Origin of the sequence: Promineifilum sp. (SeqCode) (assembly GCF_041918635.1) — a bacterium.
Lineage (GTDB): Bacteria > Chloroflexota > Anaerolineae > Promineifilales > Promineifilaceae > Promineifilum.
In genome coordinates this window covers 1-8,337 of sequence record NZ_JAYRVJ010000537.1, presented here as the reverse complement: position 1 = coordinate 8,337, position 8,337 = coordinate 1, and the positions used below count along the sequence as shown (strand labels likewise).

Annotated in this window: 7 protein-coding genes, 1 tRNA gene and 1 pseudogene; 5 read left to right on the top strand and 4 right to left on the bottom strand. The window is 65.7% G+C overall.

All coding sequences use genetic code 11. The annotated features are described in order from the left end of the window. The 5 genes from dcd to ACE3UY_RS16110 all read left to right on the top strand — a co-directional run. On the top strand, positions 1 to 402 hold a 402-nt coding region (gene dcd / locus ACE3UY_RS16130), incomplete at its 5' end, for a dCTP deaminase (protein WP_374688518.1). Between the two features lie 190 nt (positions 403 to 592). Further along, positions 593 to 666, top strand: a tRNA-Val gene (locus tag ACE3UY_RS16125). Positions 667 to 844: 178 nt separating this feature from the next. Next, positions 845 to 1,498 carry a ubiquinol-cytochrome c reductase iron-sulfur subunit gene (locus ACE3UY_RS16120; protein WP_374688517.1) on the top strand — a complete coding sequence of 218 codons (654 nt, stop codon included), beginning with the start codon at positions 845 to 847 and terminating at the stop codon, positions 1,496 to 1,498. A gap of 111 nt (positions 1,499 to 1,609) precedes the next feature. Beyond that, a complete protein-coding gene (locus ACE3UY_RS16115; RefSeq protein WP_374688516.1) occupies positions 1,610 to 3,301 on the top strand; it encodes a cytochrome bc complex cytochrome b subunit in 1,692 nt (563 codons plus the stop codon). A gap of 61 nt (positions 3,302 to 3,362) precedes the next feature. Continuing rightward, positions 3,363 to 4,217, top strand: a complete 855-nt coding sequence (locus ACE3UY_RS16110) for a c-type cytochrome (RefSeq protein ID WP_374688515.1) — start codon at positions 3,363 to 3,365, stop codon at positions 4,215 to 4,217. 177 nt (positions 4,218 to 4,394) lie between these two features. Here ACE3UY_RS16110 and ACE3UY_RS16105 read toward each other — a convergent pair whose 3' ends face one another. The 4 genes and pseudogenes from ACE3UY_RS16105 to ACE3UY_RS16090 form a co-directional block, all read right to left on the bottom strand. Further along, positions 4,395 to 5,468, bottom strand: coding sequence for a hypothetical protein (locus tag ACE3UY_RS16105; protein ID WP_374688514.1), 1,074 nt, complete (start codon positions 5,466 to 5,468; stop codon positions 4,395 to 4,397). Next, the gene (locus ACE3UY_RS16100) at positions 5,465 to 5,764 is read right to left on the bottom strand and encodes a DUF2277 domain-containing protein (RefSeq protein ID WP_374688513.1); all 300 of its coding nucleotides are present in this window, start codon (positions 5,762 to 5,764) and stop codon (positions 5,465 to 5,467) included. Before ACE3UY_RS16100 ends, ACE3UY_RS16105 begins: the two co-directional genes overlap by 4 nt. A 17-nt stretch (positions 5,765 to 5,781) precedes the next feature. Beyond that, on the bottom strand, positions 5,782 to 7,146 hold the full coding sequence (locus ACE3UY_RS16095; protein WP_374688512.1) for an FAD-binding oxidoreductase: 1,365 nt from the start codon (positions 7,144 to 7,146) through the stop codon (positions 5,782 to 5,784). A 164-nt stretch (positions 7,147 to 7,310) separates the two neighbouring features. Beyond that, positions 7,311 to 8,337: pseudogene (locus ACE3UY_RS16090) on the bottom strand (hypothetical protein); the annotation flags it as partial.

Sequence of the window (8,337 nt, the reverse complement as noted above, 5' to 3'; positions counted from 1 at the left end):
TTCACCAACGTCCATTCCGTCGTCGTAGACCCCAAGCATTTCAACCCCCAATCGTTCATCGACTTTCACGGCGACGTCTGTGTCATCCCGCCCAACTCCTTTGTCCTGGCCCAGACGGTTGAGTACTTCCGCATCCCGCGCGAGGTGATCACCCTCTGCGTCGGCAAGAGCACCTACGCTCGTTGCGGGCTGATCGTCAACGTCACGCCATTCGAGCCGGAGTGGGAGGGCTACGTCACGCTGGAAATCTCCAACACCACGCCCCTGCCGGCCCGCGTCTATGCCAACGAAGGCATCGCCCAGGTGGTCTTCTTCCAGTCCGATCAGGTCTGCGAAGTATCCTACGCCGATCGCAAGGGGAAGTATCAGCACCAGCAGAGTATTGTGTTGCCGCGCATTTGATGTCGTTCGTAGTCAGGCAATTCAGTGCCGTTCTTCCCTCCTGCCTGAAGAACGGCAATGAATTGCCTGACTACGAGCCGGGGCGGCGATTTTGGCGCGCTGGCCGTCAACCGCTATAATGTAGAGGCCAATGGTGGAGTCGCGCCGGATGCACCGCCGTTGCCGCCGTTATCATGAACCTGGCCGAAGAGGGCGCTTAGCTCAGTTGGTTAGAGCGCTTCGTTTACACCGAAGAAGTCGGGGGTTCGAGTCCCTCAGCGCCCACTGCCCGTTCAGAAACCGGGTTTCCTCAGAAGAAACTCGGTTTCTAAGTTTGGCCGAGAGGCCCTTTTGTGATAAAAAGCACAACTACAGTGATGGTCGGCGTCGCTTCTTGGCGCACACGTAAGCGCCGCCGGTCAGACACTATTGGACGAATTTAGCGAAGCAGGAGAGTAGCCACATGGCGAGTCAAGCGGCAACAGTTGACGCCGGAGCCACGGGAACGGGCGTCAGCCGGCGCGAGTTCCTTTACTACATCTGGGGAGCCTCTATCGCTCTGGTCACCCTGCAAGGGGCCGGGCTTCTCCTATGGTTCCTGATTCCCCGCTTCCGCGAAGGCGAGTTCGGCGGCACGTTCACCATCGACATCGCGGAACTGCCCGAAGTCAACGCCTCGCCTATCAACTTCCCTGACGGCCGTTTCTGGCTGGTCAATCTCGACAGCACCCAGCCCAACGAGTTGATGTATCAGGCTCAGGACGAGTCGAACCCCATCCAGGGCGTGGCCGCCATCTACAAGGTCTGCACTCATCTGGGCTGCATCTACTCCTGGACGCCGGCCAACAACCGCTTCGAATGCCCCTGCCACGGCTCCAAGTACCGGCTGGACGGCCGCCGCGTCGAGTCGCCGGCCCCGCGCTCGCTGGACCGTTTCCTGCTCCAGGCCATCGCCGACGATGAGTCGACCGTGCTGGCCGAGGCGACGCTTGACGGCGATTTCTACCAGCCGCTCCCGCTGCCCGAGGGGACGGCCTTTCTGCGGGTGGACACCGGCAGCCGCAAGGACGGCCCGTCGCTGCCCTTGCTGTGCGACTTCCAGGGTAACTGCCCCTAATCAATTAGGAATTGGGAATTACGAATTAGGAATCTCCCAAGCGTGCGGTTCCTAACCTCCAGAATTCCTAATTCCTAATTCGTAATTCCTAATTATTCTGAAGGAGTTGTTATGGCTACATTCGTCGAACAAGTCCGCGAAATGGGGATCAAGCAGGCTGTTCTGACCAAGGCCGACGAAGTCATCGAGCGGGCCACGGCCGGGCTGAACATCAACGACATCCGGGGCGCGCTGCGCGGCGACGAACCACGCCGGCCCAACCCCCGGCTGCGCCCCCACGCCGACGGCTTCTGGCTCCACATTCGTCCCAGCTTCTACCATACCGGCGTCACCAACATCTATCCCACCTTCCGGCTGGGCTGGCTGTCCACTTTCATGCTGATCTGGGAAACCATCACCGGCCTGATCCTGATGGTCTTCTACACCCCCAGCCCGCTGGTCGCCTACAGCAACATGTGGAACATCCTCGGCAACGTGCCGCTGGGCCAGTTGTTCCGCAACATGCACCGCCTGGGCGCGGAGGTCATGGTGCTGGTGGTCGCCCTGCACATGCTGCGAACGTTCGTCACCGGCAGCTACAAAAAGCCGCGCCAGTTCACCTGGGTCACGGGCATGTTGCTGTTGGTCTTCACCATCTTCCTGAGCTTCAGCGGCTACTTGCTGCCGTGGGATCAGTTGGCCTACTGGGCGTTGACGGTCTTCATCAGCGGCGGCGCGGCGGCACCGGCCCCCGCCTTCGTCAATGACACCGTCCTGCTGGTGCTGCAAGGCGGCCCGGCGCTGGGCGCGAACGGCCTGCTGCGCTGGTATCTGCTGCACGTCCTGCTGCTGCCGCTGCTGGCCGGCATCTTCTTCTTCGTTCACTACTACAAGGTCGTCCTGTACGGCATCTCCCTGCCCCCCGGCCGCGAGGAAGTGGGCGAAGACACGGCCAAGCGCGTGCCCAAGGACGAGCGCACCTACTTCATCCCCGACATCCTGACCAGCGAACTAATGTGGTCGGCGCTGGCGACGCTGTTCCTGGTGGCCGGCTCGCTCTGGCTGTGGGACGCGCCTTTGGAGACGCACGCCGACCCGGTCGTGACGCCGCTCCACGTCGTCGCCCCGTGGTATCTCTCCTGGTCGCAAGGCTGGCTAAAGCTGGCCGACAAGACGCTCGTCGTCGGCTTCATCCCGCTGTTGCTGGTGGCCTTCATCGTCATGCCCTACGTCGAGGTGGGCAAGAGCCGCCGCTACGCCGACCGCCGCATCGGCCTGACTGTGGCCATGCTCTTCATCGCCTTCATGCTCGTCTCCAACTGGATGGGCTCACCGGAGTTCCGCGTCGCCTCCTCACCCGACCGGGAGGTCAGCATCCACCTGCTGCCGGAAGAGGGGCCGGGGGGCCTGAAGGGCATCCCCTTCGAGCACATGACGCCGGGCGTCTACACCCCCGGCCAGGTGGTCGACGGCAATCCCTTCCTGACCCGCGGCCTGGAGCTGTTCGAGCACGCCCTGGCTGAGCAGAGCTGCACCTTGACCGGCAACGAGATGTGGACGGAGTGCACCGTCTCGCAGTTGGAGAGTGGCGCCAAGCGCTTCGCCAACGGCTTCACCAGCGACGCCATGCCTGACCCCATCGCCAAGCTGACCATCACCGACGTTCAGCCCAATCTGCGGCAGATGACGCTTACCTATGAGGTCGCCAACCCGGACAACCCGGACGAGATGCTCATTGACACCAGTTGGGCGGCCTTCCGGCACGCCAACTCGAACTACGAAGAGGAATGCCGGTTCCTGAACAAGTCCTGCGCGACTGACTAGCGGAAGAAAAATCCGCAGATTACGCAGATTATGCAGATTTTTCAGCAAGGATAGATGACCGATGCAGCTAAAAATCGCCATTGGAACCATCGCCTTCATGCTCGCCATGATGGTCTTCGGCTATGCGGCGTTGCGCGAGCCGGCGCGCCTGGGACGTTTCATCAACGCTGAACTCGGTCGCTCGATCGAGGCCGGCGGCAACATCTTCGCCAACAATTGTACGACCTGCCACGGCATCGACGGAACCGCGCAGGAGTGCTACGACTCCTCCGGCAACCAGATCGCCTGCCAGGGCTTGCCGCTGAACTACAACGCTCTGCTGTGCGGCGACAAGTCACAGCGGATGACTGATATGGGTTGGCAGGGCACGAAGCGCAACTACGTCCTGTCCGTCGTCTCCGTCGGCCGCGGCGCGATCATGCCCGCCTGGGCGGAGCAGTTCGGCGGCCCCCTGCGCCCCGACCAGGTGGAGAACGTCACTAACTTCGTGCTGAACTGGGAGAGCGAGACGCTGTGCGCCGCGCCCGTGGTCACTTACGATTGGCCGGAGACGGCCGAGGAGTTCCTGGCCCGCACTGACGAAGTGCAGCCCGGCGACGCCACCCGCGGCGCGGAGCTGTATAGCGTCACCTACGGCTGCCAGGCGTGCCACGGCTCACTGGACGGCGCGGCCCCGGCGGCTATCGGCCCATCGCTGGTGAACATCGAGACCGACGGCGCGACCCGCGTTGAGGGCATGGACGCCCTTCAGTACGTGTACCACTCGATCCTGTTCCCGAGCGACCACATCGCGCCGGAATGCCCGACCGGCCCGTGCGCCGGCCCGCCCAGCGCCATGCCGGCGAACTTCGGCGCGCGCATGGGCGAAGCGCCGCAGGACATGGCCGACATCCTGGCCGCCTTGTTGGGAGAGTAGCGTTCAACCTGTAGAGACGTTCCGCCGGAACGTCTCTACCCATCAAAAAGCGGCCCACCTTGTGGACAAGGTGGGCCGCTTTTTGGATCGCCGCCGTCCTGGCGGCAGGTGGCTAACCGATGAAGGGCTGGCGGGACGCCGGCCATCGGGTTTGTCGGATAGTGTGCCGCCGTCCTCTTACTCCAATTCCAGCACCAGCGGCGCGGCCACCAACCCTTTCAATCCATCGCTATCTTCAAAGACGGCGGTGATGGTGTTGATGCCCCCCTCAGCCATCGACCGGCTCAGCAAGATCGGCACGTCCACCGCCTCCCCCGACCCCACAACGGCCGTATACTCGCGGGCGATGAGGGCGCTGTTGGCCTCGAACGGGTCCAGGTCGAACCCGTCATCCGGTAGGCCCTCGGTGAACAGCCCGCCCTCCACCACCAGCACGACTACCGACCGCCCGGCCGGCCCCGTCACGCGCACCGTCTGGTTGGGCGCGCTGACCGTCATTGGCGCGGTGATGCCCGGTATCGCAATCACGGGCAGTTCCGGCGCGCCGGCCCGCAACGCCACCACCGCGCCACTGCCCGCGCCCGCGTCCGGCCGCCGGTAGACCTGGTTGGTCAGCGTCGCGCCGTCGCTGAAGGTAGCCGTCACTGTCGCGCCGACCAACTCCAGCCCGCCGACGCTGCCCGACTCGGCCGGGCCGGGCGCGCCGACGCCCTGGATGCTCGTCGGGTCAATGTCGACCGAGAACTTGAAGCGGTCGCCGCGGTCGAAGCCGCCGAAGCGGAGTAGCAGCACCTCATAGCCGCCGTCATGAGCCACTTCATAAGACCAGCCGGACAGGCTCATGCCGGACTCCTGGTCGCGAGCCACGTCCTTGGCCACGGTGTCGCCGGCCTTGCCATGGGGGTCAAAGACCACGTCGGGCAGGATGGCCGTGCCCAGATCGATGCGCAGTTGCGTCAGGCGCTGGCCGCTGAGCGACTGATTCTCGACGATGAAAGAGCCGCTGTTGAACGTGCTGGCGTTGATCGCCGCGTTGGGCGTGATAGTCAGCAGCGCGGCGGCGTTGGAAGGTGTCTGCGTTGGCGCGAGGGCGCGCACAAACGGCAGATAACCGAAAGATACCGGCGTGATGGCCGGCGCGGCGCCCTCGGAACGGGCCACGCCGGCCGGCAACCCGGCCAGCGCGAGGGCCGCCAGGAGCAACAGCCCGAGCAAGGCGGGCGCGATGAGTGGGCGGTGTTTGTCTTTCATGATGGGGTCTCGATAGTCTCACCAGTGGGCGGGCCGAAGCGGCGGGCGGCGCGCGCCTTGGCGCGGACGGCCTCTGTCTGGCGATCCTTGGGCGGCGCGTTCGATTCGAGCGCGGCCAGCAGCCGCTCCGCGACGCGGGCGATGTCGGCCACGGCCTCGTCGAACGCGGCCTGGTTGGCCCGCGACGGTTTGTTGAAGCCGCTGATCTTGCGCACGAATTGCAGCGAGGCGGCGCTGATCTCGTCCTCGGTGGCCGGCGGCTCGAAGTTGAAGAGCGGCTTGATGTTGCGGCACATATGGTGATCTCCTGTGGCTACCCGGCCGGCGGGATGTTCTGGTTGAGCCGGAAGAGGTTGGTCGGGTCATAACGCGCCTTGACCCCCGCCAGCCGCGCCCACGTCGCGCCGGGATAGGCGTCGTGGACGCGCGCCGCGCCCTCGTCCCTCAGGAAGCCAACGTAAGCGCTGCCCTCGTCCTGGCGCAGCGCGGCGGCGAAATCGGCGACCCACGCCTCGTGCGTCGCCCGCTCTTCCGGCCGTTCGTAGAACGCGACCAGATTCACCATGATCCGCCGCTGGCGGTGGGCAAAGGCCGTGGCCGCGACTGGCACACGGGCCACTGCCCCGCCCAGCACGCGCAGTTGCGCCACGGCAAACGACGCCGTCGCGCCGCGCAGGTGGTCAAGAATCGTCTCAGCCGTGTCCAAATCAAAAGTGTCAATGAACATCGAATGCGCCGTCGTCACCGGGTGATAGCCAGGTTCGTCTGGCAGAAAAGCTTCAGCGTAGGACACCGGCCGCACCAAGTCGGCGATGGGCGCGGCCAGCGCCCGGAAGGGGGCCAGGACGCGCTGGGCGTCCTCGACCGGGCCGGCGTAGGCCATCAAGGCCATAACGGCCAGCCGGCCATGCTGCTCCGGCGGCAGGAAAGGCATGGGCGGAGCGGGCATGACGCCGACGATAGTCGAGAGTTCTTCCGGCGCGGCGTCGGCCGCGGCGATGAACCCGGCGATCACCTCGGCCGTCGCCGGCAGGATGAGCGGGCCGCCGACGACTGCGCCAACCTCGTGCAACCGGAAGAGGAAGCGCGTCGCCACGCCGAAGTTACCGCCGCCGCCGCGAATGGCCCAAAAGAGGTCGGGGTGCGATTCGGCGTCGGCGCGCACGAGTTGGCCGTCGGCTGTCACCACATCGGCGGCCAGCAGGCTATCGATGGTCAGGCCGTACTTGCGGACGAGGTAGCCGACGCCGCCGCTCAGCGTGATGCCGCCAATGCCGACCGAGCCGGTGTCGCCGAACCCGGTCGCCAGGCCGTGGGGCGCGGTGGCCGCCGTGTATTCGGCGGCGGTCAGGCCCGTCTCGGCCCAGGCGGTGCGCTGCTCAACGTTGATGTCCAGCCGCTTCATGTCCGCCAGGTCAAGCACAATGCCGCCGTCAGAGACGCCATAGCCGGCCGGACTGTGACCGCCGCTGCGGACGGCCAGTTCCAGCCCCGTCTCGCGCGCCAGCGAGACGACGCGGGCCACGTCGGCGGCGTTGGCGACCCGAGCGATGGCCGCCGGCCGGCGGTCGATACCGCCGTGGTAGACGGTGCGCGCCGCGTCGTACTCCGCGTCGCCGGGGGCGATCACGCGGCCGTTCAGCTTTCGCAATTCAGCGAGCAAATTCAATTGAGTCATCACACGTGCTCCTTGTCAGATTTGGCTCTCGCAGCCAATCGACCCTCGCGGTGATGCAGCGCAATGAAATCACGGCCGTCCGGCTGTCCCGGTAGATTATGGTCCGTAATCCAGTACAATGCTGTATAGTCGGATACTTTAGCCGATGAGCGCGTCGGGGATGCTTACTTGCCGCTCATAGACAATTCCACAGCGTCATCAGCCAGGCGTACCCCGGCGGCGTCGAAGGCGGGCAGCCGTTGCCCTGTAGCCGGGTCGTAAAGGCCGACGCGCACCCGGTACGGCCCGGCCGGCGCGCCGAGCGGGATGACGACAACATGCTCATCCTCGATCTGCTCGCCGGCGCTCCAGATGGAAGTCGGATAACCGCCATTGCCCGGTGGGCCGTCGGCCTGGGCGACCAGCTCCCCCGCCTGGTCCAGCACGTGGACGAAAACGGTGTAGTCGCGCCCGTCCGGCTGCGTCGCCTCCCAGTAGAGCGTGACGGTCAGCGGCTCGCCCGGCCCAACCGCGTCGGGCATGAAATAGCCGAACAGACGGAAGCGACCATCGAAGTCGGCGGCCAGGGCGCGTGGCGGGTCGTAGCGCGCCGACGACGACGGGGCCAGTTTGAGCGTGTCCAGATACACCTCGTAGCCGGCTGGCGCGCCGTCGATAGTGACGGGCAGCGGCGATTCTGGCTCACCCTGCGGGTAGATCGTCACCAGCAGCGTCCCCAGGCCGGGCGTCGCGTCCGCGACCGGCGGCGGCAGGCGGTATACGTCGCGGAAAGCCCGCCCCGGCTCCCAAGCGAGCGTCGGGTAGCGGCCGGCATAGGGTGGCGTGTCTAAGCCCGTGGCCACCCTCCCGCCCGGATCGAGGATGCGCACGGCAACCGTGTAGCTCTCGGTCATGGGGCGTTCGCCCTGCCAGTACAGTGCCACTTCGACGGGTTGGCCGGGCACGGCGACGGCCGGCAGGTCATAGCCGCGCAACGCCATCCCTTCGCCGAATCGCACGTCGAGCGTATTGGGAAAGCCAACCGGCTCGGCCAGCGCCGGCGGCGGGGCATAGGCGGGGCGGATGACCAGCAGGGGCATGGCCGCGGCCCAAAACGCCAGCGCTCCTACCGCCCCCTTGGCTATCCACCGCCGCGGCGAGTCCAGTGCGGCCAACCCCTGCGCCATCAGCACGGCCAAGGCGGCGGCGACC